A 24,463-nucleotide genomic window follows, 5' to 3' on the forward strand; every position below is an offset into this window, starting at 1 on the left:
CTGATTTAAAATTTATACATAGTAAATCTTTATTCCTTCAATGGTAAACTGATTAAAAAAGTTGTTCCTTCTTGAACTTTACTTCTCACCTCTATTTTTCCGTTTAAGTTTTCGATAATCTTGAAACAAACCATCGTACCTAAGCCTGTACCTTGATGTTTCGTTGTATAAAACGGCGATCCTAATCGGTGCATATCCTCCTCGCTCATCCCTTTACCATTATCAGAAATTTTAACTTCAACATGATTTCTTATTTGCTGGGCGTCAATTGTAATAACACCATTTTTTTCTTCAATTGCCTCAATCCCATTTTTAATTAAATTTATGAATACTTGACTAAGCTCGTTACGATTAGCGCTTATAAAGAATGAAGTGTCAATATTATTCTTTATCGTAGTACCGTGTAGTAGAGCATATGAATCCATAATTTGGACAACATTGATGATCGAATCTTTTAAATCAACTAGCTCCAAATCAGTAGTTTCGGATTTTGCTAAAGAAAGATAGTCATTTATAATTTTTTCAGCTCGAAGCAATTCACTCTGTATTAATTCAATTGAACTTACTTGTTTTGTAGTTAAATTTTGATCACTTTTAAAGATTTGAATAAACCCTTTCACTACAGTAAGCGGGTTCCGAATTTCGTGCGCGACCGATGCCGCCATTTCTCCAACTATCTTTAACTTTTCTGCTTGCTGAAGCTTTAAACTGTTCTTCTCCTTTTCCTGTAACGTCTCAATAATATAGACAACAATAGCAATCGTCACTAAGTGAGAAATGATAAAGTAAGCGAAAAAGCTAGGTAAAAGAGTCTGATTGAAATTTTCGAGAAAATATAAAATACCTATTATGACAAATAAAACATTAATGAATGTTAGCGTTAAGCTTGTATATAATCTTTGTTTAAAACTCGTCTCTCTGTATTTATTCAAATAGAGATAAATACAAAATCCTGAGGAAACATAGGCGAATAAGGTGATAAAAAAGCCATCGTCAAAACCGATAAAAAATCTATATACGAGAATAAGTAATGTTGCTACGATTCCCATTCTTAAACCTGCATAAAGAAAGGCTAAAAGCCATGGAATCGTTCGTAAATCATAGATATGACCTGAACTTAGTTCTAATGGATAACTCATTGAAATCACAATGGTTACACAACAAAACAAGCCAAAATACCAAGGTTGTTGTCTATAAGTATCTTTCTTATAAAAATATGAATAATAAATAAACAAAGGCACTAAGACCAACAATAGAGCGAATAAATAATTATCAAAAGTAAACATGTTCTCTCTCCTAGATGCAAAAAAGATATTATGAACAGTTTAGTACAAAATAAACATAATGCACAGCCTTTTAACATTTTACGTTCACAATTAATTCCTGAATAAGATTAGATTGGAATTCAAATCCTAATTGAAACAATCAATATTAAATGAACATGTAGAGTAAAGGAGCACTTATATGGATTTGAACTGGATATGGAAAGGGATTCTAATAATTTTAGTAGGAACCTTCTTATTAAGAATTGCCGGAAGAAAATCAATCTCACAAATGACACTCGCTCAAACTGTGCTTATGATTGCAATCGGCTCCATCCTAATTCAGCCAGTTGCAGATAAAAATATTTGGATCACCTTTGGCATCGGAGCGATTTTAATTATTACGTTAATTGGACTTGAATATGTTCAGTTAAAATGGGATACTTTTGAAAAAATAGTCACAGGTAAGGCGAAAGTTCTTATAGAAAATGGGGTTATAAACAAGGATAATTTACGAAAACACCGATTAACTGTTGATTTACTTGAAATGCAATTAAGACAAAACAACGTAAATAAACTAACGGATGTCCAGTGGGCAACACTAGAGCCGAACGGCCAATTAGGTTATTTGTTAAAGGAAGAAGCGCAACCAGTTACTAAGTCAGATTTGCAGCAGTTAACAAATCAAGTGCAGCACCTCCAACAACTTGTATTGAATACTGTTTCACCCCAAACCCAATTCGGTGAACTAGCTACGCAAATGAATCAATTGGACAAACAATTATATCAGCTTCGGTCGAAGTTAAATGATGATACAATATTTACTGAAGTTAAAAACAAAGGTCATAAGCAATCACCGCCAGAGCATTTGCAGTAATTTACATGGCAACAAAGATAGTTTCTTTACGAAACCTTTGTTGCCATTTTATGACTTAAATAATCTCTTTTTCTTTTACTTGATACAATTCTTTAATAACCTCTTCAATTGGAACGGAATCCATTGACATATCTAAAATTGTAAATCTTTCATTTATTACTCTAATAAAATCTTTCATAGGTAAATGTTCCATATCTAATTCAATTTCAGCCTCTACATCCGATTTTTGCTTTAAAATTTTAATACCGTTAATATTCGACCACTTCAAAGGATATTGCGTTCGTAACACAACTATTTTCTTTGCTCCAAGGAAATTTCGAAGTACTTGAAAAGACTGATCAAAAACGATTTCACCGTGATTAATTACAATGACCCTGCTTGCAAGTTGTTCAACATCACTTAGATCATGAGTTGTTAATAGGAAGGTTACACCTCTTTTGTTCATTTCGAGAATAAATTGACGAATCTTCTCTTTCGCAATCATATCCAATCCAATTGTAGGCTCATCAAGAAAAACGACTGATGGGCGGTGTAGCATAGCCATTATAAACTCACATTTCATCCGCTCTCCAAGCGACAGTTGGCGTGTAGGTTTACGGATAATGTTCTCGACCTCTAGCAATTCAACTAATTCATTTAAAGTTTCCTGGAAAGGCTCATCTTTTAAATCATAAATGGCTTTATTCATATAAAAAGCATCTAGTGGCGGAGTGTCCCACAAAAGCTGTGATTTTTGACCAAACACAGCACCAATATTTTTTACGTATTTTTTTCGTTGCTTCCAAGGGCTGTAACCTAAAATTTCAACAATACCTGCTGATGGATGAAGGACACCCGTCAGCATTTTTATAGTGGTTGATTTTCCAGCTCCATTTGGACCTAGAAATCCTACGATCTCCCCCTTTTTTATGTCAAAGTCGATACCTTTTACTGCTTGAACAACTATTTTCTTTCTATTAAATAAACTCGTTATCGTATCGATGAAAGAGGAACCTCGTTCGTAAGTTGAATAGGTCTTTTCTAAGCTGCGTACTTGAATAACCATATTAACCACCTGCGCTAGTATAATTTTTTAACATTGCATGCCAAAATAAAATCCCTAATCCTAATGAAACGACGCTTACCATTACCGTAATCTCGATTCCATCAATGGTGCGTCCAAGTAATATGGATGCTGGAATAAAACCAATCATTGCAACTGGAAAAACGTAGAGCACTAAGCGTTGAAACCCACGTGTAAAAATTGTTACAGGATAAAAGCCAAACATCGTAAGTGAATCAAAGATATCATACACTCTACTACTTCCCACCCATTTAAATAACAAGGCTGACATTATTAATGAAAATGCAAGTAAGACCATTAATGAACATAAAAATAATAGAAAAAAATACAGCCATTCAACGATTCCGGGAAATGGGAAATGGGAAAGGGCAAACCAAAATAAAACATTTCCACTTAGTAGTCTACCAAAGTCATCAATATCAAATGAAGATACTAAAGAGATAAACAAAGTAGCACGTGGCTTTAATAGAAGAATATCAAAAGTCCCTTCTCTTACCTGATTAAGAGTTAATTGAATAATGCCAAAGAAAAAAGGAAAAGCAATACCTTGCGCAAGTAAAAAAACGGCTTGAATAAAGAGAACTTCCTCTAACGTCCAACCTGGGAAAGCTGCTCCGGACCTATATATTAAATAAGTGATAAAGGGTAGCATTAAATCACCAATTAATATCGTGCTTATACTTATAAAAAAATCACCACGATATGCCATTTTCTCGGCTAGTCTGGTTTTCATTATTGTAATGTAACAGCTGACAATGGACTTCATACACCTACCCCCATAAATTTCTTTTCCCCAAAGCGAACCATTACTTCGGAAATTCCCCACATAATCATGACAGAAATCGCTTGAAGTCCTACTATTTGCGGTAGGGTTAATGAAATCCCGGCTAACTCATAGTTACCGATAAACACTTGAGCTGGAACATACACCATATATTGAAAAGGTAAAAAGAAAGATATGAATTGAATGATGTCTGGAAAAAAAGTGAGTGGGACAAAAACACCAGCTGTAACATCACGTATCAGTAAAAAAATTCTCCTAATTCCCCCAGCATTCGTAAGCCAAAAGGCGGTTAAGCCAATACAGTAATTTACAAGGAATGTCATTAAAAAACCTAAGGTAATTGATAATAGTGCCCATCCGATAAAGGGCGGAATCAAATTAATGTTGAAAAGAAAATAATAAATAAGAAAAATGGGGACAAATTCTACCCAAAAACCTAATGAACGATGCCCTACTTTTTGAGAAAGTGCAAAAAAACGGTGTGAAACTGGCCTAAGAACAAATGTAACGTATTTTCCCGTCCTAACTAACATTTGAAGATTCCAATCTGCAAAATCGAATACTAAATAGGTGATAACTGAGATTGTTCCATAGTAAATTAGCATTTGCTCTAAGCTTAGTCCATTTAAAGTTTCTCTAGTTGAAAAAATTGCATGCCATATAAAATATTGAACTAAAAAATAGATAGGTCCTACAACAATAGATACAGCCATATGAGAACGATAAGCTGCCCATTCTTTATATGTGGCTATGCCAACTGATAGCATCGTTCGAAATAAGACTCTTATATAGTTAATTGATTGATTAATATTAATAAGCAAAATATTTATACAAGCTCCTTTCAGACAAACGTAAAAGATTATTTCAAATAATGAATTAGTTTACTCTATTACCATTTCGCTTGTAAAGAAATAAATTCTTTATTTGTAAAAAAATATTAGATGATTAATATTTTTATTGAATTATTAATTTTTGTGTTTATACTATTTTTATATATGTTTACCAATATTTGAAATTGCAAGGAGGATAATGATGGATTTGCATAAAGGTTCAATCGAAGAAGCGGGAATGTCCTATAACGGGGTAGTGAATATTCATAAGACAGCTGCTAGACTTGTTGAGGAAGGAATCACTCCTGCTCAAGTAACATTAGCTGCACGTAAAGGGGTTATAGTCCACCACCAAGCTTTAGGTAAATTATCTCCCGAGTCTAACTCACCCCCTTTGCATGAGGATGCTCTTTTCCCCTTGTGTTCGATTTCTAAGCCAGTAACAGCAACTTGTATTATGATTCTCGTTGAAAAAGGTTTAGTAGGATTAAATAGACCTGTTTCAGATTATCTACCTGAATTTCAAGGTGAAGGTAAAAAGGACGTGCGAATATACCATCTGCTAACACACACTTCAGGAATACTAGATGATGATTTATACGTACATATGGAAAAGACAAAAGACAGCATGACTATACCACCATGCGATGAAGATCAAGATCCATGGATTCATGAAAAGTTATACCGAGGTTTTCTGGCACCACTATGGAAAAAACCAGGAACAGTTATGTCTTATAGTAGCTATAGCTATGAACTATTAGGTGAAATCGTTCGAAGAATTAGTAAGAAATCACTTGATCAGTTTGCAAAAGAGAACATTTTTCAGCCGCTAGGAATGAATAGTACTTTTTTCGCTGTGCCTGAATCCGAAATGTACCGGATTGTAAAACGTTCCCCTACGGCTCTTTGTGCTGAATGGTTAAATGACGAAAGGCATCCTAGCTCAACTTCTGCATCAGGAGGATTATATTCAACCGCAATGGATATTGCTATTTTTACTCAAATGTTTATTAATAAAGGGATTTACAATGGACAGCGAATTCTAAGCCCGGTTTCAGTTAAGGAAATGACTAGAAATCACATACCTGGTGTAGCTGCTGAATATAGAGATGAGTACTTTCCCGAAGCTTATTGGGGTTTAGGCTGGGCTATTAATGGTGATAAAAAAGATGGCGGTGATTTGTTCTCTCCATTAGCCTTTTCCCATTGGGGAGCTGCAGGTGTTTTTATTTGTGGTGATCCTGTATATGATACTGTCCAAATATACCTATCTGTAGAAATAGACCACCAAAAGCCATTTAAAAATATATATGCAGATTTATTTAATAATGCAGTTTTAGCTGCAATTGAGGAACATGAATAAATCTTCTATACTCTTAGCACATGTAAGAGGCTGTACTAAAAGGTTGTTAATTAACCTTTTGGCACAGCCTCTTTTCTCCTATTTAGAATTCAAACGAATAAACACAGGATTTGGGTCCGTTGGTTGACTACTTCCTCCAATTGGCTCCTTACTAACCATAATTTGTTTAAGATTATGGATCATCCCATCTTGTATATATAATTGTCCTGTTTGTCCACTCACCTTTAAAACTCCTACGTTTTTGGTCTCATTTGAAGTTTGGAGCCACGCTTGGTAATCTTGAAGTGAGATTGGGTGAAGTCCATCTACTAATAAAAGCATTTCATTAGATTCTGGGTTAACCCAAGCGTACCCTTTAACGTTATCATTATATTCTGCAAGAATTTCATATAAATCGGTCTCCTCTTGTATCATAAATGGCTCTAACACTATGCTTTCCGCCTGATTCCCGTCTTTTAAGTTTACGATAGATATCCCGAGCGCGAGGATCAATAATGCAAAAGTGAAACTAACAATGTAGGCCTGTTTAAATAGATTAAACCCTTTTTCAGACTTCTTAAGAGCCACCTGCATGACTCGCTTTTTTAAGTGTTCACTTGGTATTGTAGATGGCTCTTCAAGCGTTCGTAATCTTACTGACCACTCTGCATAAAGACCTTGACACTCTTCACAATAATGTAGATGCTCTTGTATATTTACTTGATTGTAATGACCTTTAATGAAATCAACAATGTTTTCTTCAGTAATTCCGTGCTTACATGTCATTTTTTTCACCTCTTGCTTTGGTGTTAAAATAGTGTTTCATGTTATTCATACCATACCGGACAAGAGACTTTATTGTTCCTAAAGGACGGTTTAATTGTTCTGATAGTTTTCGATGTGATTGTCCTAAAAAATAGTTTCCATAAATCACCTTTCTCTGTAATTCAGGTAAACGTTGTAGTGCTCCCATGACTAATTCTCTATCTACATTAGCTAATACTTTTTCTTCAACATTACTTGAATCGCTTATATCTGCTAGATCATTATCTGTTCCATAGGCAATTTTTTTCCGTTTTAATCGATCAAGACAACGACTTTTTGTCTTAACAGCAATCCATGCTTCTACACTACCTCTTTCTCGATTATAACTACTTGGATTTTTATAGATTTCAAGAAACACATCATGACATAAATCCTCAGCATCGTTCTTATTTTTCAAAATATTAAGTGCAATACCAAAAACAAATGAACTGTATTGATCATAAAATTGTTCGAAGGCTATTGCAGATCCATCTTCAATTTCACGTAACCACGTTTCCCCTTCTGATTTATGAATCAACATAATCACCTCTGACCATAACGTTTCACTTTTTCTCTCTATAAATATTACTTTAATTCCTTCTATTTGGATTTATTAAATTTACATAAATCCAATTTTTTTTATCGGTCGTATTTTTAAATGAAAAAACGATAAGGAGGAAAATGTATGATTAAAAAATTTGTACTCTTATTTACTCTGGTTGCTGTATTGGTGACAAATGCTACGTCAACCTTTGCAGCAGATCTTATTCTTTACACCCCTTATACAGGCATTTCTGTAACACCAGGTGAGTCAATTGACTACTCATTTGATCTCATTAATGAAACAAATAGTGTGAAACATGTATCTTTTGAAATTGAAGATTTACCAAAGGGTTGGGACTATACGATCCTTTCTTCTGGCTGGAATGTCAATCAACTATCAATTAAACCGAATGACTCGGCAACATTCAACGCTAATGTTGAAGTTCCTTTAAATGTAGAAAAGGGTGATTACCGTTTTTATGTGACGGCTAACAGTACAGATGGATTAAGTGAAAGACTCCCTATCACGGTTAATGTCTCAGAAAAAGGGACATTTAAAACTGAATTATCATCAGAACAGCCGAATATGGAAGGCCATGCAGATTCAAGCTTTACGTATGATATTTCTCTAATCAATCGAACAGCTGAAGAACAGCATTATTCTCTTACAGCTGCAGCCCCACGTGGCTGGGATGTTAATTTCCAAATCGATGGGAACAGTGTAACATCTGTAACAGCAGAATCGAATGTGACGAAAGATATTAAAGTTGCCGTGACTCCTCCCGAAGGTATTGAAGCTGGTGAGTATTCAATTCCGATAAAAGCAGCAACGAATTCAACAAGTGCTGACTTAAACTTAGAAGCTGTTATTACAGGTAAATATGCGGTCGAACTCTCTACTCCAACGGGGCGTTTATCAGAAGAAATTACAGCAGGTAAGGAGAAAACGATTGAACTAGTTGTTACGAATACTGGAACTGCCGCGTTGCATGACATCACCCTGCAAGCGAGTCAGCCTGTTGGTTGGGAAGTTGAATTTGAACCGACAAAAATCAATGTAATCGAACCAGGTAAATCAGAGAAATTAAAAGCAACATTGACGGCAAGCTCAAAAGCTATTGCTGGCGATTATGTTGTCAAGTTAGATGCAACGAGTCCGGAAGCTTCATCAAGTGCAGAATTACGTATGCAGGTTGAAACATCTATGCTATGGGGTTGGATTGCCGTTTTGATTATAGCCGGAGTTATTGTAGGTATCTATTATTTGATGCGAAAGTATGGTAGGAGGTAAGCGATGAAAGAACCGATTATCGAGCTTTCCAATTTATCAAAGCAATATGATCATGTTTGTGCCGTTAACGGTTTGAATTTAACGATTGACCGTGGTGAAGTCTTTGGTCTGCTTGGTCCAAATGGTGCTGGGAAATCTACAACAATATTAATGATGCTTGGACTTACAGAACCAACAGAAGGAACCGTGAACGTTTGTGGCTACAATTCAACAAGGGAGCCCTTACTCGTAAAACAAAAGGTTGGCTATCTTCCAGATAATATTGGCTTTTATGATGAGCGGACGGGTCTTGAAAATATCATCTACACTGCTCTCCTTAATAAAATTCCAAGAAAAATAGCGAATGAACGGGCTAATCTTTTATTAAAACAGGTCGGCCTTGAAGAGGCCAAAGATAAAAAAGCAGGAAAATACTCAAGAGGAATGAAACAACGACTAGGACTTGCGGATGTCTTAATTAAAAATCCTGAAGTGATCATTTTAGATGAACCGACACTTGGAATCGACCCAGAAGGTGTACAAGAGCTTCTTCAATTAATTCAAGTTTTGAGTAAAGAACATAATATTACCGTACTGCTCTCTTCTCATCATTTGCACCAGGTTCAACAAATTTGCGATCGTGTAGGGTTATTTGTAAATGGAACGTTGTTAGCGCACGGCAGAATTGAAGAACTAGCAAGTGAATTGTTTTCAAATGCTATGATTACAATTGAAGCTAAAGTCTCAGCTATTTCAGACCCCTTACTAAACGAGATTCAATCATTGGAACATATTATTGATGTAGAAGTAATTGGTCAACAACTTCTAGTTGTAAACAGTACGTCCGATATTACCTCTTCGCTTGCTGAAATTATCATTCATTCAGGGACAAAACTATATGGGTTGTCTATAAAAGAACATGGTTTAGATGATATTTACCATCAATATTTTAAAGGAGGGGGAAAACATGAAATTAGCAATACAGACAGTAGAGGCATCAGGTAAAGCCCTCCATCCTTTTTGGGCGATCGTTCAAAAAGAAATTGCAGATCAAGTCAGAAGCTGGCGGTTTGTGATTTTACTCATGATCATTTTACTCACCTGTTTTGCGTCACTTTATACTGCACTTTCAACGATACGAGAGGTTGCTTCAGATATTGAAACAAACGAAGCGTTTTTGTTTCTAAAGATATTTACGATATCAGACGAAAACGCAACACTTCCGCCATTTATCACATTCATCAGTTTTCTAGGCCCTATTCTAGGGATCGGCCTTGGCTTTGACTCGATCAGTGTGGAAAGGAACAAAGGAACCTTAAGTCGGATTATGGCTCAACCGATTCCAAGAGATTATTTAATTAATGCTAAATTTATCGCAACTTTAATCGTTGTATTTGTGTTCATTTTTTCATTAGGTTTACTCGTAATGGGCTTAGGAATTCTAGCAATCGGCCTCCCTCCCTCATGGGATGAGTTTTGGCGAATTTTAAGTTTCTTATTTTTTAGTGTTATTTACATCGGCTTTTGGCTTAATTTAGCGATTCTCTTTTCGATTCGTTTTAAACAAACTGCAACGTCTGCGCTAGCATCCATTGGAATTTGGTTATTTTTCACTTTGTTTTTTTCAATGATCGTCAATGCGATTGCTGCTACGCAGACAAATACAGAAATGATTCAAAACATTTCACGATTAAATCCGAGTTATTTATTCAGTGAGGTTACAACAATTTTATTAACACCATCGATCCGCACACTAGGTCCAGTTACGATGGAGCAAGCAGTTGGTGCTATTCCAAGTCCACTTCCCCTTTCACAAAGCTTATTGTTAATTTGGCCACAGTTTACAGCACTCGTTGCTGCAACCGTGATTTGCTTTGGGATTTCTTATGTCGTATTTATGAGACAGGAAATTCGTGCGTGACATTGAAGCCTCCAATTGTTAGTTCTATCTAACAAATGGAGGTGTTTTTCATTCTCCTCTGTTTTTTGTTTAACTTAACTAATTTTTGTCCCTCCTCTCTTTACATTACTTAATACTTATACCAATTAATGAACTTAAAAAAGACCATTTTATTAGAAGGAATGAACATAGTTTTGCTTTAATGCATACCGTAATAATGTATCTCGAAAAGGAGGTGTTTTACATGGCAGGTTACGCAGGCGGCGGCTTTGCATTAATTGTCGTGCTGTTCATTCTACTAATCATTGTAGGTTCAGCAGGTTACTCTACACCAACTTACTAGAGAACAAAAAGGAATGTAGGAGAACCTCAGAGGGGCTCCTACATTCCTTTGATTTATTACAAATAATTTTGTACCTCGCTTATCTATCACTATTCTATAATGATAAATTAGGCACTTGGTCAAATGAAGCACTTCCGATTTATCCGTTGAGAAAAACTGAAAATAATCAAAACACTGTTAGTTGGACACAATATAACGTAAGCTTGTTAAAAAGTATAACTATTTAGAGTGAGTGTGAATTTGTGTGAGTAAGGGACTTACTGAACAAGAGTGGGTATATGAGTATTATCATTCCGGAAAAAGAAAACCAGTGGTACTTGGATCTAAAGGAACATGGATTATCGGAGGTCAAAAGGCAATTATTCTTGTCTCCTTTAGTATTCAGGATATTAATGTGTTAAAAGACATCTATCAAATTTCAAGTAAACATCCTGTACGTACTGTAACTTATAAAAACCTAACATACTATGCGGTTAATATTATTGAGGAAAAGGCTGTAATAAAAATTATGAAGTCATTCGAATAGTAACCTTAAAATCTTTGTGTAGATCGCCTAGATAATAAAAACCTTTTCTCAAAACAAAGTCGATATCTTGACTTTTGACAAGCAATGAAAATTTCTGTTAGAGTATTTTTTTGAGTAGTTTGATAGTTTTTAACTGTTTGGTTCTATTAACGTTTAAAAATAATCAAGTTTTCTTCTGCTCATACAATGTCGCTAATATTCACGCTTTATTCGAATACTCTTTCGTTTAATAAGCTAACTTATGTTATAATGAAATTTACATTTAACTCCATACTTAAGGAGGTCGTATTAATGGAGCCTGAAATTATGACCATTTCACAAGTTGCGAAATATTTACAAATTAGTGAAATGACTACATATAAACTAGTACAGGAAGGAAAACTACCTGGATTTAAAATTGGCAGACACTGGAGAGTAAGAAGAAATGACCTTGATGAGCATATTGAAAGGTTAAAAAATGGTGAGCGCCTTTAAAAAAGAACTATGTAGATATTAGAGATGATAGTCCGGATAGGCACTGTCATCTTTTAATGTTCCACGTAATCATCAATACATCTACTAGAGTTCTTGAATATATCCAGTTTAGATTGTTTAAATTAGAATGAATAAACAAGAGGTGCGCAAGTTTGCACACCTCTTAAAAAAAGAACATAAATCACTTTACAATCATTACTGGGCAATCAACACGTTTGGCAACTTTGTGAGATACACTACCCAACACTAACGTTTGAACTTTATTTAACCCCCGACTACCTAGAACAACATATTCAAACTCATCATTATTTGCGTAATCTACGATAGTGGGCCCCGGTTCGCCATGTAGGAATTTAATGGTATAACTCACTTTAGCGTTTGATAACAATGACTCAACCGGTTCTAATCGTTCTTTTCTTTTTTGAACAATTTCAACTTTACTTAAACTCTTTAATACATCTTCTTTAGATGTTGAACCATCCACAACATAAACTACTTCAATCTCTCCGTCAAAAAGTTTCACTAAGTCAATCGCTTTTTTAGTTGCTCGAAGTGAGTGATCTGATCCGTCTGCTGGTAATAATATTTTCATATTCTCTCCCCCTTATGTCTTTATCTCTATTTAATGATTAACACCGGGCAATTTACCCTTTTTGCTATTTTATGACTAACACTTCCTAAGACGAGACTTTGGAATTGATTCAAGCCTCTACTTCCTATAACGATACAATCATAATGATGTGTATTTACAAATGCAACGATTTCGGGACCTGTGTCACCTCTTAAGATGTTGACTGTATATTTCGTTTTATTAATAAAAAACAATTCCTCAATTTTTTTAGTCTTTCTCTTCTACTCTCCTTGATTTCATATTTACTACGATTGTGCAGAACGTCTTTTTTTGAATCTTTATCACTAATAACAAAAACAACATCAACCGTCTTTGAGCTATTTGCAACTAATTGTATTGCTTTTTTAGCAGCTCTAATTGAGTGTTCTGAGCCATCTGCAGCTAATAAAACTCGTTTAAACATCTCTTTACCCCTATTCTCCTCAAATAAAACAAGTGAATTATGTCTGACTGTATCTTAGCATATGTAAACTAATATTTACTCAAATATAAAAAAATTGGCCGGTACGATTACCAGCCAATTTTTGTGCATCAACTGTAACATTAATGACCTGATGCTTTAGATAAGCCACCAATCCGTTTTTTCAACTGTTGACTTTCTTTATCCAGTCCAACATAGGTTACTTGTATATTATTTTGCTCAAATTTCATTTCAATTTTATCAAAGGCACCAATTGCTGAATCGTCCCATAAATGTGCATCAGACAAATCAAGAATGACTTCTTGGACTGTGTCATCTTTATAGTTGAATTTGCTTAGCAAATCTGTGACCGAAGCGAAAAAAATTTGTCCGCGAAGCTTATATATCTTTTTTGTGCCATTGTTTTGTAAGCTTTCTTGAATATTTACTTTTGATATCTTTGCTGCAAAGAAGATCGCACTTAATATTACACCAGCAAAAACGCCTTTTGATAGATCATGTGTTATTACAACTGTTGCAACGGTAATTACCATAACTGCAGCATCAGTTCTTGGTATTTTATGAAGGGATTTAAGTGAATTCCAATCAAATGTACCAATCGAGACCATAATCATCACACCTGCTAACGCAGCCATTGGAATTTGGACAACAATTGGCCCTAGTACAATGATAAGAAACATTAAAAACATGCCTGCAACTAAAGATGATAACCTTCCAGTTCCTCCAGATTTCACATTAATAACTGATTGACCAATCATTGCACAGCCTGCCATACCACCAAAGAAACCTGTTACAACATTAGCATAGCCTTGGCCACGGCTTTCCTTGTTTTTGTCGCTTTCTGTATCTGTCATGTCATCGACGATATTGGCTGTAAGTAATGATTCTAATAGACCAACAATCGCTAGTGCTAATGAATAAGGGAAAATAATCATTATCGTTTCAAATGTTAATGGGATAGTAGGAATTAAAAAAACAGGCAAGCTTTGTGTTAATGCACCTAAATCGCCAACAGTTCGAACGCCTAAATTTGCAAAAATAGCGATTGCTGTAACAATGATAATTGCAACTAAAGTTGAAGGAACAGCAGTTGTTATTTTAGGAAACAAGTAAATAATTGCTAATGTTATTGCAACTAACGAATACATAATCCAAGATTCTCCAACAAAGTGCTGTAATTGGGAAGTAAAGATTAAAATCGCTAAAGCATTAACGAAGCCTACCATCACTGAACGTGGAACAAATTTCATAATCGATGCTAGTTTAAAAACACCAAATAAAATTTGTAATATCCCTGTTAAAATTGTTGCCGCTAGTAAATACTGAAGACCGTGTTCTGCGATTAACGTTATCATTAAAAGGGCCATTGCGCCAGTTGCTCCAGATATCATTCCTGGTCGTCCGCCAACAAAGGCGATAACAATTGCGATACAAAATGATGCATACAATCCAACCATCGGATCAACACCTGCAATAATTGAAAAAGCTATTGCCTCTGGGATAAGGGCAATGCTACAACAATACCAGCAAGAACGTCCCCCCTAATATTTCCGAACCATTGTGTTTTTACATTCGAGATATTCATTTTTCACCTCTAAAAAAATTTTTTTTGGCTTGTGACTCCCACGAAAGCCATCCGTTGTAAGCAAATGAATTATAGCACCATATAAATAAAATGAAAAACTCAATGTAAGCGACTGTCATTATCGAAATACTAATTATTACTCTTTTATTCTTTGATTATTGTCCATTTTCAACAAATGCTATCATTTAGTTAAATGACTTTAATTTAAATATAATTAAACATAACCATTTATAATCTTTTTTCACTCTTGTCTCTTTTTAGATTATTTAAAACGACGCCAATGAGCAGGTGTCCCACTCATTAGCGCCGTTTTAATGTGCCCCAGCTTACGTCAACATTTTTTCCACTTTTTTCAAACTTATTAATGACTTTTACTAGAGTGATGACACCTCGTTTTTATAATTATAAACAGACATAGATTTAATTTAACTTATTTATAGCTATTTATAATTAAATTAACTAATTTTAAATACTAAGGATATGAGAGGAAATAAAGGATAACCAATGAACTCTTACAGAAAATGAGGGATTGACAGGAAAGATAACAGTTGCCTAGCTCCTGCTAGTCGACATATCATTAACTTATTCTTAAAGATAGCGGTGATTATGGTTGTTGGAAAATACTGGTGAAAGAATCATCCCGAAAGTAATGAAGCCAACAAATGGAATGTTGCTTGAACATATAGCGCGTTACTACTTTTCGACACCATATTGTAATGGACGTGTATTAGATATTGCCTGCGGTACCGGCTATGGCAGTATAATGGTTGCCAAGACGAGGAAAATAGAGGTGTCTGAGTTAGTAGGGGTAGATATTTCTGTCGATACAATTGAATATGCGAAGAAGAACTATTTTCATCCAAAAGTCTCTTTTCAACAAGGAAATGCATTAGATGTAGCGCTTAAGGAGGAAATCGGGACGTTTGATACGATTTTATCTTTTGAAACAATTGAACACATTCCTGATGACAAGTTATTTATCCAATGTTTAGAGCGGTTATTAAAGCCGGGTGGGACATTAGTCCTTTCAACTCCTTTTGGTCAAGGAAGAGGAAAGCCTTCCACGTCACCTTTTCATTACCATCAACTATCAGAGGATGAGTTTCTCGAACTATTTGATTCATTTTATGAAGTTCAGTATTACTTTCAACGCGGTGTAACAATTGAACCAAAACGGACAGGTGTCTCCTATCCAATTGGAGTTGTTGTATGTAAAACGAGAGGTAGCTAATGTGCTGTGCACTTGGCTCCTCTCGTTTTTTCTGTTTTTAACTTTATTTTTATCAACTTCTCTCCCACCAATCCAAGTTATACATATCTATTTCACAATTAAAACAGGACTATTTACACGTTTTGCAACTTTATGACTCACGCTTCCTAACACCATACTCTGAAATCTGTTTAATCCGCGACTTCCTAGGACGACACAGTCATATTGATTTCGATTGGCAAAATCCACAATAGTTGGCCCAGGTTCACCGTGAAGAATATGAATCTTATACTCAATTCCCACTTCTAATAAGCTTTCTTCCACCTTTCGAAGCTTTACTTTTCTTTTACGCTCAATTTCACTTTTATTTTGACTGTGTAGAACATCCGATTTTGAAGTAGCTCCATTTACTACATACACAACATCAACAGTCCCCTTACTCACTAATAAAAGCGCTTTCATTTTTTCGGTTGCTCTGACACTATGTTCTGAACCGTCTGCAGCTAAAAGTATTCGCTTGAACACGACTCTCACCTCTTAAATGAGTATAAATTTGGAAATCTTACTTCATTATATTCTAGATTAAATCATACATGCCCTGCAATTATAAACAATAAAAAAGCTGACCGATGGAACGGTCAACTTTTTCATATTAATGGCCTGATGCTTTTGAAAGGCCACCAATTTTTGATTTGAGCTGTTTACTTTCATTGTTTAAACCGGTGTATGTTACCCGAATATCATTTTGTTCAAACTTCATTTCTATCTTATCTAAAGCACCAATTGCTGAATCATCCCATAAATGAGCTTCGGTTAAGTCAATTTCAACTTCAGTAATTTCTTCTCTGAAATTAAATTTTGTAGGTAAATCAGATACTGATGCAAAGAAGATTTGTCCTTGAAGCTTATAGATTCTCTTATTACCAAGAAGCTTAGACTGTACATGTACTTTGGATATTTTAGCTGCAAAGAAAATCGCACTTAATACAACACCAGCTAACACACCTTTTGAAAGATCATGTGTAAATACTACAGTTGCGACGGTGATGACCATAACGGCTGCATCTGTTTTAGGTACTTTGTGAAGGTTTTTTAACGAACTCCAGTCAAAAGTTCCGATTGAAACCATGATCATGACACCAGCTAAAGCTGCCATCGGAATTTGTACCACAATATTTCCAAGTACAATGATTAAAAACATTAAAAACACACCTGCAACTAATGAAGATAAGCGTCCTGACCCACCAGATTTAACATTAATAACAGATTGACCGATCATTGCACAACCTGCCATACCACCAAAGAACCCTGTAATCACATTCGCAATTCCTTGACCGCGACATTCCTTATTTTTATCACTTTCAGTATCCGTCATGTCATCAACAATATTTGCTGTTAATAATGATTCCAATAAACCAACAATAGCTAATGCAAGTGAATAAGGAAAAATAATCATGAGCGTTTCAAAATTAAGAGGAATTTGAGGTATCAAAAATACGGGTAAACTTTGTGTTAGTGAGCCTAAATCCCCAACTGTGCGAATACCAAGGTTAGCAAAAATAGCAATCGCCGTAACAATTATAATTGCTACAAGTGTAGACGGGACAGCTGTTGTAACCTTTGGAAACAAATAAATAATCGCTAACGTTAAAGCAACTAATGCGTACATAATCCATGTTTCGCCAACAAAATGCTGTAACTGAGATGTGAAAATTAAAATAGCTAATGCATTTACAAACCCAACCATAACCGAACGAGGAACAAATTTCATAACAACTGATAACTTAAAAACACCAAATAATATTTGTAAAATACCTGTTAAGATGGTTGCTGCTAACAGATATTGAAGGCCGTGGTCTGCTATTAGTGTAATCATTAATAGCGCCATCGCGCCCGTTGCTGCTGAAATCATCCCTGGTCGTCCACCGACAAACGAAATAACAACTGCGATACAGAAAGAAGCATATAATCCTACCATAGGATCGACACCTGCAATAATTGAAAATGCAATTGCCTCTGGAATTAGAGCTAAAGCAACGACGATACCAGCAAGAACATCTCCTCTTACGTTACCAAACCATTCTTGTTTAATAGATTGTATGTTCAAAATAACACCTCTTTATATTTAATTCTATTTTTATTGACTTTTGACTCTCACAAAAGTCACGGTCCGTTTTTAACAAAAAGAATCTTAACATGATTTATCTCTTTATGAAAACTTGATGTAAGCGTCCATCATCTTATTTTTCCTTTAAATATCTTAACATTACTTGCTATTTTATCGCTTTTCATATATTCATATAATTATACATATTTTATAGTTACTTGATCTAATTGTTCATTTTCGATTATAACTAACTATCATTTATTATAAAGTAATATAATTTAATTGATTTCAGCACTGTTAAGTGCTACTATAAAGGTCCAACTTTCTTTCTATAGGTGTTTGTATCAAACCTCTATAGAAGAAAAGGCCCTATGAGAGATCATAAGGGCCTTTTTTACTCTAAATTCTCCGAATGTAGGTGTGAACTATGATTCAACAACGATTTTCAAACTTTTATTATGGATGGGTTATTGTATTTATTGCTGGTATTGGTATCTTTTTTTCAGGACCTGGGCAAACTTACTCGAATTCTGTATATATTGATCAATATATCGATCATTTCGGATGGTCGCGTACAGAAATCTCAAGTATATATTCCATTGCTACTTTCTGTGCTGGAATTTTGATGTTTTTTGTTGGGAGATTTATTGATAAATTTGGGCAAAAAAAAATGATGATTATTGTTGGAACAATACTTGGGCTTTCTTGTTTGTTTAATAGCTTTGTCTCAAATATTTGGATGATGTCGATTGGTTTTTTCCTTATTCGGTTATTCGGACAAGGAAGCATGACATTAGTTCCAAATACACTTGTACCGCAGTGGTTTATCCAAAAGCGAGGGAGAGCACTAAGTTTTATGGCAATTGGAAGTTTTGTAAGTGCAGCTTTTTTTCCGATTGCAAATGCGTGGATGATTACTAAATGGGATTGGCAAACTTCCTGGCAAATTTGGGGCTTATTATTACTGTTTTTCTTTGTTCCTCTTGTTGCTTTTGGAGTACGTAACAAACCAGAGGATATTGGTTTATTACCTGACGGAGAAAAAGTTGCGCAGGATAAAAAACAAATACATACCACAAATAGCTCAACAGTTGAAGTAAGCTGGACTCTTCAGCAAGCTAGAAAAACACTCACCTTTTGGGCGTTATTAATTTGTGTTGGGATTCCAGCTCTCGTTAATACAGGGATTACCTTTCATCTTGTATCTATCTTTGGTGAGAACGGGATAAATGTCCAAACCGCAGCAACCGTTTTAAGTTTGATGGCAATTATCGGGTTCCCAATTTCCTTTATATCCGGATTTATATTAGAAAAAATACAGACAAATCTCTTGTTGGCACTTATTTTTGTTTTTGAAATCATGTTACTTCTGCTACTTTTAGTTCTTAATTCCGTCCCAGTTGCTATAATTTTTGGTGTTTTATGGGGTGTTGCGACTGGACTAGAAAGAATCACACTAAACATTGTTTGGCCAAACTATTTCGGGCGCCAATATTTAGGGAGTATTAAAGGCCTTGCTGTAACGGTCGGTGTTGTTGCCTCATCTTTCGGCCCTCTTCCATTTGGCATAGGTTACGATATTTTTCATAGTTACTCACAAGTGTTACTGCTTTTACTTGTCTTACCAGTTTTAGGTTTTATCTGTGCATTATATGCTAAAAAGCCTCAGAAACAAACAAAGCAATTAGCATCTTAAGAAATAGCGTAAAAATTAACAAAGAGGTGTCAAAGAGGGTTTCCTTTGACACCTCTTATTTATTAAAATGTTATTTCCATCCTCTCTGAGGCCCAGGAAGCGGACCTTCGAAGTTCGGATAGCCCGGATATGGTGTCGTTTGATTACCGTTCGGTCCAGGAAGCGGACCTTCGAAGTTTGGATAGCCCGGATATGGTGTCGTTTGATTACCGTTCGGTCCAGGAAGCGGACCTTCGAAGTTTGGATAGCCCGGATATGGCATCGTTTGGTTACCGTTCGGTCCAGGAAGCGGACCTTCGAAGTTTGGATAGCCTGGATATGGCATCGTTTGATTACCATTCGGTCCAGGAAGCGGACCTTCGAAGTTTGGATAGCCCGGATATGGCATCGTTTGATTACCGTTCGGTCCAGGAAGCGGACCCTCGAAGTTTGAGCAGGAATGTGGTGTTTGTTGAGCGCCTTTTTGATATAAGCCTAGCGGGTTGTTGTAGTTTTGCATAGTAGTTCCTCCTAAAAAATTAGTACACACTACCCTATGCACTTTCCTAGTCATTTGTTATACGTTCTGAAAATTGGCTTTTAAATTTTTACAGTGGCAATTGTTGGATAAAATAATTAAAAGGAGGGATTATCGTGGGACATATGTATTTCTATATTTTGTTTGCATTACTAATCACACAACTTCCATTAACTCGAACGTATTTCAACACAATGAATACAATGGTTCATTAATCTGGGCATGCAATAGCAGCCTTATTAACGAGTGGAAAAATTCATTCGAACTCGTTATATTCGAACTCAGAGGGAATGGCCCTAACCCAATCACGTTCGTAGGTAAGCCAATTATTATTTATTATTCTGGATATACATTCGCGAGCTTGAGTACCTTTTTATGCTTTTTTCTCATTTATAAAGAAAAACAATCCATGTTATTTTACATGATGGCCCTTCTCGCTTTTTTTAACTTGCTTTTGTGGGTCCGAAATCGTTATGGCTTGATATGGCTCGTTGTTTTCCTTGCATTGTTTTCAATTATTCACTATTTTCAGTTAACCATACTACAGGAAATCATCGTCCTGTTGCTATCTAGCGTACTTCTAATCGAATCAACGTTAAGTTCCTTTTCGATATTGACTCTCAGTATAAGAAATTCTAAGCAAGCTGGTGACGCTAGCGGTCTACAGAAATTAACCTTTATTCCTGCTCCGATATGGGGGTTGCTTTTTTTTACACAATCGCTTGTATGTAGTTACTATATTTATCAATTTTTCTTAAAATAAAATACATTGTTTACATAATAATATTATGAATACTAAGAAGTCTCAATGGTAATGAACCTTGAGACTACAGTAATATAAAACCGATTAAAGTCTCAATTTCACCGAAAAAAGTGCAAGCGGCATGTTCCGAGCATAATACGGTACAGATTTTGCTTCGTGTTCATTGATGTCATTGTCACGGTTACCCATATGTCCCAACTGTTGCAGTTGCTAAAGCCCCTGTTACCATGAACATTCCGATGCTTTGTGATTAATCACATCATATAAAGGAATTAAGACTTCTATAAGCACTGCAATTGTAGCAATTGGATGAACACCGCTCATACTCATCTTCAAATATGTAAGTTGGATGAGAATTAATGTGAGTAAGGGATAGTTACTAGTAGCCAAAAAAGGCTGTTGAATAACGTGTAAAAACGGTGTTTCATTTATACTAGAAAAAAAGCTAATCCAAAAAAAGAACATCAAAATTCTGCATCCCGTTTGTACGTGATTTCCAATTTTCCCAACCGATAATGATAAAAGTTCGCCATCTACGCATTACTATCGCCATCATAAATGAAAAGGGCAGGATTACTAAGCAAACCTCGCCTGATTTATTGCTTTCAACTCCTACCATTTCAATGAACTAAGACATTCTTTTGCCCTTGTGAGTTGTTCCTTTTCAAGTTCCCATTCTTCTAATTCGTATAGGATTTCACGAATTGAGCCATAACCACGTACAAATCCGTTCACTCTTGCTGCGAGTGTAGAATCAACAAAATGATGAAACGTGGGAAATAAGGCCCTTATTGAATCGAATGCCATCGGATATCGCTTCAATAAATATTTTTGATGGGTATCTTCAGCTCGAAAAAATTGTTGAAATGGCTGTATTTCCGTTTCGATTTCAAAATTTAGTTTTTGCTTCCACCTATCTTTTAATATGTGAGCTACCCTTTCCTGTTCTTCGTCGCGGAATAAGAGTAACGACATATATTGACGCCCTTTGTACTTTGGTCTTTGCGGGTTATGATTGCTCCAAAAAAAATCTACAAGGTCTTTGTATGCAAGGAATCTCGTGTCATAATCAACTTCGATACACTCTGTATGATCCCCCATTTGTCGATAGGTTGGTTGCTTCGTTGTTCCACCGGCATAGCCGACTCGAGTACGAATGACTCCACGAAGATGCCCGAACCGAGCATCAGGTCCCCAAAATCACCCCATTCCAAAAGTGGCTGTTTCTATATGAGTTGATTTGAAACTGTAATCGTTATCTAATTCTCTCGTCATAATTCTACTCCTCTCTATAATTGAATGACTACATATCATGTTGTGCCGATAAACGTCTATTCCTGCGCTTACCCTGGAAATATCAGCTTTTTTCACAAATGGTCTAACGTTCACATGAAAACAATCGGGTTTACTCATACTAATCTTTAGGAGGGAATAAATATGAAGCCTATTTTAATTATTCTTTTAACATTTATACCATTTCTTAATCTTCATGACCAAGCTCAAATTACATTTGAGGACAAAACGATTACAACTGTAAATCGAAAGGATTATATTGAACCTCACTTAGGACGCCCTGTAATCAACCATGAAAAGTATACTCAGCTTGTAGAAAACATTAACGTGATTGTTTCTAAACAACCCGAAAATGCTTTTATTAATTCACAAGGCGATATAGAAGCAGAAAAAGTTGGCTATGCTCTTGATCGAAAAACTTTTCAAACGGATTTTTATCAATATTTTTTTGGTCAAGGTGATGCAACAATAGCGATCAAAAGACAGAAAATCTATCCACGAGTTGATACCGAATTATTAGGAAATGTTCGGGTAAAACAAATCGGGTCCTATATAACGTATTTTAATACATACAATAAGGAACGTTCACATAATATTTCTTTAGCGTCAGAGGCAATTGACAATTTTGTTGTATTCCCTGGAGAAACATTTTCTTTTAACAGAGTCGTTGGTAAAAGAACAACTGAACGAGGCTATTTACCAGCTCCTGTTATTGTAAGAGGTGAGCTAACAGAAGGTATAGGGGGTGGAATTTGTCAAATCTCCTCAACCTTATATAATGCTGTTGATCGAGCTGGACTTAAAATTATTGAACGATACACGCATAGTCGTAGAGTTCCTTACGTTCCGCCAGGAAGAGATGCAACAGTCAGCTGGTACGGACCGGATTTCATCTTTAAAAATCCTCATAATCAACCTATATTAATTCGTTCCAAAACCAGTGGCGGACAAGTAGTTATCTCTATCCATTCATCCGAAAACATTAACTATGAACCACGCAAAACTCCTGCAGCTCCTAAACAACTTCCAAAAGAAATTCACTTATATTAAAAGGGTTGCCCTTCAAAGGTTTTATTAACCTTTTCGGCAACCCTTTTACATTATTTTGGAATCGTCTCTAATTGCCAACCTTCAGTTGGAGTATTACGCTTAACTTTAAAAGTAAAAGTTTTCTCTGTTTCGCGTTTTCCTTTTTCTTTGATCACATATGTTAATGGTAATTCGAATAGCACACTTCCTTCGATGGTTGGTGTTGGATTTGTTGTCGTGGCTCTAATAAATTCAACTTCTTCGAGAAAGGAGCGGTCTAAATCTTCATCGCTAACATATTGTAGTAGTTCAAGGTCATTGTGATTTAATGCGATGAAAAATAATTGAATAACATCAAAGGGATTAAGGGCCTTAATAAAAGAGGATAACTCTCCTGCGGCTTTATAAATCATTACTTGATGTGATAGGTCTAAACTTTTTGTTCGATGTGTTACACAATCTTTAAAATGAATACAAAAATGACCAGGAAATCCGTTAACGATTGCGCCTCCACCATGAGGCATACCATGCATAGAAGCAGCAATTGTTTGATCATTAATATGGACGAGAATTGCTTTTCGATTCCAGCTCCATTTCCCACCATATATTGCTTTCATTATTTTAGTGTCTTTTCTAGTAAGTGGCTGGACATCTGCATGGTTTTTTCCTGCTCTTCTTTGAACGTTAAACCGATAACCAGTTTCTATGTCCGTTACTTCAAACGTTGAATAACGAGGAAGTATTTTATCAACCTTTTCCCAAGGCAACAAAGCTCCATAATGCCTTTCATGCAACTGTGAGAAATATAATTTTAGTTTTTTAGCTGTTGCAGATGCTATTTTTATTTTCTCTTTTGTATGGATGTTATAAAAGTAGCCATCGTCGTCCATCATATAAATTCGGAACTGACTTCCGTCTTCCAGTAATAAATAATTGTTTGATACAGGTAATACATCAATTTTATCGATTGAATTTGCTTTAAGTATTGCTTCGACCATTGGTTCAGAAGAAATTAATAATTCACTTTGAAAGAATGCCTCCCCTGAAGCTTTTACAATGAGAGTTACTTGTTTATCAACTTCTTTTCCAAAAACGAGTGAAGGACAGATGATCAGGAAAATAATCATGTATAAAAGTTGTTTTTTTAGCATGTGTTTACCGCCTTGCGAATAATTTGTCTAGCTATATTAGAT

Annotated in this window: 27 protein-coding genes and 2 pseudogenes; 12 read left to right on the plus strand and 17 right to left on the minus strand. The window is 35.5% G+C overall.

Going from position 1 to position 24,463, the window contains the following annotated elements; all coding sequences use genetic code 11:
- Nucleotides 1-29: 29 nt before the first annotated feature.
- On the minus strand, nucleotides 30-1,286 hold the full coding sequence (locus tag B1R93_RS19075) for an ATP-binding protein (RefSeq protein WP_088105529.1): 1,257 nt from the start codon (nucleotides 1,284-1,286) through the stop codon (nucleotides 30-32).
- Between the two features lie 178 nt (nucleotides 1,287-1,464).
- On the opposite strand from B1R93_RS19075, the gene B1R93_RS19080 reads away from it, so the two are divergent.
- Complete coding sequence (locus B1R93_RS19080) at nucleotides 1,465-2,139, plus strand: DUF421 domain-containing protein (RefSeq protein WP_088105530.1); 675 nt, start codon at nucleotides 1,465-1,467, stop codon at nucleotides 2,137-2,139.
- A 55-nt stretch (nucleotides 2,140-2,194) separates the two neighbouring features.
- On the opposite strand, the gene B1R93_RS19085 is transcribed toward B1R93_RS19080, so the two are convergent.
- The 3 genes from B1R93_RS19085 to B1R93_RS19095 are packed head-to-tail and all read right to left on the minus strand — an operon-like array spanning nucleotide 2,195 to nucleotide 4,807.
- Nucleotides 2,195-3,184 carry an ABC transporter ATP-binding protein gene (locus B1R93_RS19085; protein WP_088105531.1) on the minus strand — a complete coding sequence of 330 codons (990 nt, stop codon included), beginning with the start codon at nucleotides 3,182-3,184 and terminating at the stop codon, nucleotides 2,195-2,197.
- Between the two features lies 1 nt (nucleotide 3,185).
- Nucleotides 3,186-3,968 carry an ABC transporter permease gene (locus B1R93_RS19090; RefSeq protein WP_088105532.1) on the minus strand — a complete coding sequence of 261 codons (783 nt, stop codon included), beginning with the start codon at nucleotides 3,966-3,968 and terminating at the stop codon, nucleotides 3,186-3,188.
- A complete protein-coding gene (locus tag B1R93_RS19095; RefSeq protein ID WP_245308330.1) occupies nucleotides 3,965-4,807 on the minus strand; it encodes an ABC transporter permease in 843 nt (280 codons plus the stop codon). The genes B1R93_RS19090 and B1R93_RS19095 overlap by 4 nt, the downstream gene beginning before the upstream one ends.
- Before the next feature lie 211 nt (nucleotides 4,808-5,018).
- On the opposite strand from B1R93_RS19095, the gene B1R93_RS19100 reads away from it, so the two are divergent.
- Nucleotides 5,019-6,179: a serine hydrolase domain-containing protein gene (locus B1R93_RS19100; RefSeq protein ID WP_165763883.1), complete on the plus strand. Its 1,161-nt coding sequence runs from the start codon at nucleotides 5,019-5,021 to the stop codon at nucleotides 6,177-6,179.
- 78 nt (nucleotides 6,180-6,257) lie between these two features.
- Here the strand turns inward: B1R93_RS19100 and B1R93_RS19105 are convergent, their stop codons facing one another.
- Together B1R93_RS19105 and B1R93_RS19110 are read right to left on the minus strand one after the other, a co-directional pair.
- Nucleotides 6,258-6,944, minus strand: coding sequence for an anti-sigma factor (locus B1R93_RS19105; protein WP_088105534.1), 687 nt, complete (start codon nucleotides 6,942-6,944; stop codon nucleotides 6,258-6,260).
- The gene (locus tag B1R93_RS19110; RefSeq protein WP_207634180.1) at nucleotides 6,934-7,500 is read right to left on the minus strand and encodes an RNA polymerase sigma factor; all 567 of its coding nucleotides are present in this window, start codon (nucleotides 7,498-7,500) and stop codon (nucleotides 6,934-6,936) included. The genes B1R93_RS19105 and B1R93_RS19110 overlap by 11 nt, the downstream gene beginning before the upstream one ends.
- Nucleotides 7,501-7,647: 147 nt before the next feature.
- Between B1R93_RS19110 and B1R93_RS19115 the strand changes: the two genes are divergently transcribed.
- The 6 genes from B1R93_RS19115 (at nucleotide 7,648) to B1R93_RS19140 (ending at nucleotide 12,018) form a co-directional block, all read left to right on the plus strand.
- Complete coding sequence (locus tag B1R93_RS19115) at nucleotides 7,648-8,796, plus strand: COG1470 family protein (RefSeq protein WP_088105536.1); 1,149 nt, start codon at nucleotides 7,648-7,650, stop codon at nucleotides 8,794-8,796.
- 3 nt (nucleotides 8,797-8,799) lie between these two features.
- Nucleotides 8,800-9,780: an ABC transporter ATP-binding protein gene (locus B1R93_RS19120; protein WP_088105537.1), complete on the plus strand. Its 981-nt coding sequence runs from the start codon at nucleotides 8,800-8,802 to the stop codon at nucleotides 9,778-9,780.
- Nucleotides 9,743-10,696, plus strand: a complete 954-nt coding sequence (locus tag B1R93_RS19125) for an ABC transporter permease (protein ID WP_088105538.1) — start codon at nucleotides 9,743-9,745, stop codon at nucleotides 10,694-10,696. The genes B1R93_RS19120 and B1R93_RS19125 overlap by 38 nt, the downstream gene beginning before the upstream one ends.
- A 223-nt stretch (nucleotides 10,697-10,919) precedes the next feature.
- Nucleotides 10,920-11,018, plus strand: a complete 99-nt coding sequence (locus B1R93_RS19130) for a YjcZ family sporulation protein (protein ID WP_133058678.1) — start codon at nucleotides 10,920-10,922, stop codon at nucleotides 11,016-11,018.
- Nucleotides 11,019-11,262: 244 nt separating this feature from the next.
- The gene (locus B1R93_RS19135; protein ID WP_088105540.1) at nucleotides 11,263-11,544 is read left to right on the plus strand and encodes a hypothetical protein; all 282 of its coding nucleotides are present in this window, start codon (nucleotides 11,263-11,265) and stop codon (nucleotides 11,542-11,544) included.
- A gap of 291 nt (nucleotides 11,545-11,835) precedes the next feature.
- On the plus strand, nucleotides 11,836-12,018 hold the full coding sequence (locus B1R93_RS19140; protein WP_088105541.1) for a helix-turn-helix domain-containing protein: 183 nt from the start codon (nucleotides 11,836-11,838) through the stop codon (nucleotides 12,016-12,018).
- A 181-nt stretch (nucleotides 12,019-12,199) separates the two neighbouring features.
- Here B1R93_RS19140 and B1R93_RS19145 read toward each other — a convergent pair whose 3' ends face one another.
- The 4 genes and pseudogenes from B1R93_RS19145 to B1R93_RS19155 all read right to left on the minus strand — a co-directional run bounded on the left by B1R93_RS19145 (nucleotide 12,200) and on the right by B1R93_RS19155 (nucleotide 14,655).
- A complete protein-coding gene (locus tag B1R93_RS19145) occupies nucleotides 12,200-12,610 on the minus strand; it encodes a universal stress protein (RefSeq protein WP_088105542.1) in 411 nt (136 codons plus the stop codon).
- Between the two features lie 26 nt (nucleotides 12,611-12,636).
- Nucleotides 12,637-12,843 (minus strand): universal stress protein, encoded by a 207-nt coding sequence (locus tag B1R93_RS23840; protein WP_342587533.1) that lies wholly within the window; start codon nucleotides 12,841-12,843, stop codon nucleotides 12,637-12,639.
- Nucleotides 12,801-13,052 carry a universal stress protein gene (locus B1R93_RS23845; RefSeq protein ID WP_342587534.1) on the minus strand — a complete coding sequence of 84 codons (252 nt, stop codon included), beginning with the start codon at nucleotides 13,050-13,052 and terminating at the stop codon, nucleotides 12,801-12,803. The genes B1R93_RS23840 and B1R93_RS23845 overlap by 43 nt, the downstream gene beginning before the upstream one ends.
- Before the next feature lie 140 nt (nucleotides 13,053-13,192).
- Nucleotides 13,193-14,655, minus strand: a pseudogene (locus B1R93_RS19155) (SulP family inorganic anion transporter).
- A 610-nt stretch (nucleotides 14,656-15,265) separates the two neighbouring features.
- On the opposite strand from B1R93_RS19155, the gene B1R93_RS19160 reads away from it, so the two are divergent.
- On the plus strand, nucleotides 15,266-15,886 hold the full coding sequence (locus B1R93_RS19160) for a class I SAM-dependent methyltransferase (protein WP_088105543.1): 621 nt from the start codon (nucleotides 15,266-15,268) through the stop codon (nucleotides 15,884-15,886).
- Between the two features lie 87 nt (nucleotides 15,887-15,973).
- Here B1R93_RS19160 and B1R93_RS19165 read toward each other — a convergent pair whose 3' ends face one another.
- Nucleotides 15,974-16,390 (minus strand): universal stress protein, encoded by a 417-nt coding sequence (locus tag B1R93_RS19165; protein ID WP_088105544.1) that lies wholly within the window; start codon nucleotides 16,388-16,390, stop codon nucleotides 15,974-15,976.
- Between the two features lie 127 nt (nucleotides 16,391-16,517).
- A complete protein-coding gene (locus B1R93_RS19170; RefSeq protein WP_088105545.1) occupies nucleotides 16,518-17,972 on the minus strand; it encodes a SulP family inorganic anion transporter in 1,455 nt (484 codons plus the stop codon).
- 427 nt (nucleotides 17,973-18,399) lie between these two features.
- Between B1R93_RS19170 and B1R93_RS19175 the strand changes: the two genes are divergently transcribed.
- Nucleotides 18,400-19,668, plus strand: coding sequence for an MFS transporter (locus B1R93_RS19175; protein WP_088105546.1), 1,269 nt, complete (start codon nucleotides 18,400-18,402; stop codon nucleotides 19,666-19,668).
- Between the two features lie 70 nt (nucleotides 19,669-19,738).
- On the opposite strand, the gene B1R93_RS19180 is transcribed toward B1R93_RS19175, so the two are convergent.
- A complete protein-coding gene (locus B1R93_RS19180; RefSeq protein WP_088105547.1) occupies nucleotides 19,739-20,167 on the minus strand; it encodes a hypothetical protein in 429 nt (142 codons plus the stop codon).
- Between the two features lie 349 nt (nucleotides 20,168-20,516).
- Between B1R93_RS19180 and B1R93_RS23985 the strand changes: the two genes are divergently transcribed.
- Nucleotides 20,517-20,948 (plus strand): M50 family metallopeptidase, encoded by a 432-nt coding sequence (locus tag B1R93_RS23985; protein ID WP_425348987.1) that lies wholly within the window; start codon nucleotides 20,517-20,519, stop codon nucleotides 20,946-20,948.
- 222 nt (nucleotides 20,949-21,170) lie between these two features.
- Here the strand turns inward: B1R93_RS23985 and B1R93_RS19190 are convergent, their stop codons facing one another.
- From B1R93_RS19190 to B1R93_RS23855, 3 genes and pseudogenes are all read right to left on the minus strand, one after another.
- Nucleotides 21,171-21,416, minus strand: a complete 246-nt coding sequence (locus tag B1R93_RS19190; RefSeq protein WP_133058680.1) for a hypothetical protein — start codon at nucleotides 21,414-21,416, stop codon at nucleotides 21,171-21,173.
- A 144-nt stretch (nucleotides 21,417-21,560) separates the two neighbouring features.
- Nucleotides 21,561-21,755, minus strand: coding sequence for a hypothetical protein (locus tag B1R93_RS23850; protein ID WP_342587540.1), 195 nt, complete (start codon nucleotides 21,753-21,755; stop codon nucleotides 21,561-21,563).
- An 18-nt stretch (nucleotides 21,756-21,773) separates the two neighbouring features.
- Nucleotides 21,774-22,136: pseudogene (locus tag B1R93_RS23855) on the minus strand (peptide-methionine (S)-S-oxide reductase); the annotation flags it as partial.
- 249 nt (nucleotides 22,137-22,385) lie between these two features.
- Here B1R93_RS23855 and B1R93_RS19200 point away from each other — a divergent pair.
- Nucleotides 22,386-23,291, plus strand: a complete 906-nt coding sequence (locus tag B1R93_RS19200; protein ID WP_088105551.1) for a VanW family protein — start codon at nucleotides 22,386-22,388, stop codon at nucleotides 23,289-23,291.
- Nucleotides 23,292-23,341: 50 nt separating this feature from the next.
- On the opposite strand, the gene B1R93_RS19205 is transcribed toward B1R93_RS19200, so the two are convergent.
- Nucleotides 23,342-24,421, minus strand: coding sequence for a hypothetical protein (locus B1R93_RS19205; RefSeq protein WP_088105552.1), 1,080 nt, complete (start codon nucleotides 24,419-24,421; stop codon nucleotides 23,342-23,344).
- Nucleotides 24,422-24,463 lie beyond the last annotated feature (42 nt).

This window comes from Halalkalibacter urbisdiaboli, assembly GCF_002156385.1.
Classification (GTDB): Bacteria; Bacillota; Bacilli; order Bacillales; family Bacillaceae_D; genus Halalkalibacter_A; species Halalkalibacter_A urbisdiaboli.

Excerpts from the sequence above, each read along its gene's own strand:
- B1R93_RS19115 (WP_088105536.1), top strand. The coding sequence starts at position 7,648 with ATGATTAAAAAATTTGTACTCTTATTTACTCTGGTTGCTGTATTGGTG.
- B1R93_RS19200 (WP_088105551.1), top strand. The coding sequence starts at position 22,386 with ATGAAGCCTATTTTAATTATTCTTTTAACATTTATACCATTTCTTAAT.
- B1R93_RS19145 (WP_088105542.1), bottom strand. The coding sequence starts at position 12,610 with ATGAAAATATTATTACCAGCAGACGGATCAGATCACTCACTTCGAGCA.
- B1R93_RS19205 (WP_088105552.1), bottom strand. The coding sequence starts at position 24,421 with ATGCTAAAAAAACAACTTTTATACATGATTATTTTCCTGATCATCTGT.
- B1R93_RS19180 (WP_088105547.1), bottom strand. The coding sequence starts at position 20,167 with ATGCAAAACTACAACAACCCGCTAGGCTTATATCAAAAAGGCGCTCAA.
- B1R93_RS19175 (WP_088105546.1), top strand. The coding sequence starts at position 18,400 with ATGATTCAACAACGATTTTCAAACTTTTATTATGGATGGGTTATTGTA.
- B1R93_RS19080 (WP_088105530.1), top strand. The coding sequence starts at position 1,465 with ATGGATTTGAACTGGATATGGAAAGGGATTCTAATAATTTTAGTAGGA.
- B1R93_RS19085 (WP_088105531.1), bottom strand. The coding sequence starts at position 3,184 with ATGGTTATTCAAGTACGCAGCTTAGAAAAGACCTATTCAACTTACGAA.
- B1R93_RS19090 (WP_088105532.1), bottom strand. The coding sequence starts at position 3,968 with ATGAAGTCCATTGTCAGCTGTTACATTACAATAATGAAAACCAGACTA.
- B1R93_RS19140 (WP_088105541.1), top strand. The coding sequence starts at position 11,836 with ATGGAGCCTGAAATTATGACCATTTCACAAGTTGCGAAATATTTACAA.
- B1R93_RS23845 (WP_342587534.1), bottom strand. The coding sequence starts at position 13,052 with ATGTTTAAACGAGTTTTATTAGCTGCAGATGGCTCAGAACACTCAATT.
- B1R93_RS19125 (WP_088105538.1), top strand. The coding sequence starts at position 9,743 with ATGAAATTAGCAATACAGACAGTAGAGGCATCAGGTAAAGCCCTCCAT.
- B1R93_RS19130 (WP_133058678.1), top strand. The coding sequence starts at position 10,920 with ATGGCAGGTTACGCAGGCGGCGGCTTTGCATTAATTGTCGTGCTGTTC.
- B1R93_RS19100 (WP_165763883.1), top strand. The coding sequence starts at position 5,019 with ATGGATTTGCATAAAGGTTCAATCGAAGAAGCGGGAATGTCCTATAAC.
- B1R93_RS19075 (WP_088105529.1), bottom strand. The coding sequence starts at position 1,286 with ATGTTTACTTTTGATAATTATTTATTCGCTCTATTGTTGGTCTTAGTG.
- B1R93_RS19105 (WP_088105534.1), bottom strand. The coding sequence starts at position 6,944 with ATGACATGTAAGCACGGAATTACTGAAGAAAACATTGTTGATTTCATT.
- B1R93_RS23850 (WP_342587540.1), bottom strand. The coding sequence starts at position 21,755 with ATGGCATTCGATTCAATAAGGGCCTTATTTCCCACGTTTCATCATTTT.
- B1R93_RS19120 (WP_088105537.1), top strand. The coding sequence starts at position 8,800 with ATGAAAGAACCGATTATCGAGCTTTCCAATTTATCAAAGCAATATGAT.